This is a genomic window from Pseudomonas sp. EA_65y_Pfl1_P113 (assembly GCF_963970525.1).
Lineage (GTDB): Bacteria > Pseudomonadota > Gammaproteobacteria > Pseudomonadales > Pseudomonadaceae > Aquipseudomonas > Aquipseudomonas tritici.
In genome coordinates, this window is sequence record NZ_CAXAQM010000327.1 from 1 (window position 1) to 538 (window position 538).

The following is a 538-nucleotide window of genomic DNA, read 5'->3' on the forward strand; positions in this document are numbered from 1 at the left end:
GCATAGTCGGATGCCATATCTTTGGACCGCTCGCGCGACAGCGTTTGGACAAGCTTGGCCTCATCGGCAAAGTCGTCCTGCCCGTAGTGCAGCTGAACGCCGTCGCGGTGCCGCGACAGACCGACATAGGCGCTGTGGCGGTCCATGCCCGGCGTAGCGAGGACGTGCGCGCGATCGACCGTCACGCCCTGCGCCTTGTGGAACGTCGCCGCATAGCCGTGATCGACCGCGGCATAGTCCTTCGCCTCGAACGCGACGCTCCGGCCTCCGTCCAGCCGGACGGTCATGCCCTCGGGGCTGACCCGCTCGATCGTGCCGAGCGTACCGTTCTTTACCCCCAGCGACCGCTCGTTCCGCAGGAACATCAAGCGGTCGCCGCGCGCGAAGTCGCGCGGTCCCCGATCGGCGCTGAACGCCACGTCGTCGCCAAGGTCGCCGGTCGCGCGAAGCCGACCGCGCGCCTCCTCGTTCAGCTCGCGGACCTCGGCGTTGGTGTGGGTGAGGATGACGCGGGATTTGTCCGGCTCGGCCTGGCGCT

Annotated in this window: 1 pseudogene; it reads right to left on the reverse strand. The window is 68.4% G+C overall.

From position 1 onward, the window contains the following. Positions 1 to 538 (reverse strand): annotated as a pseudogene (locus AACY52_RS29870) (Ti-type conjugative transfer relaxase TraA); the annotation flags it as partial.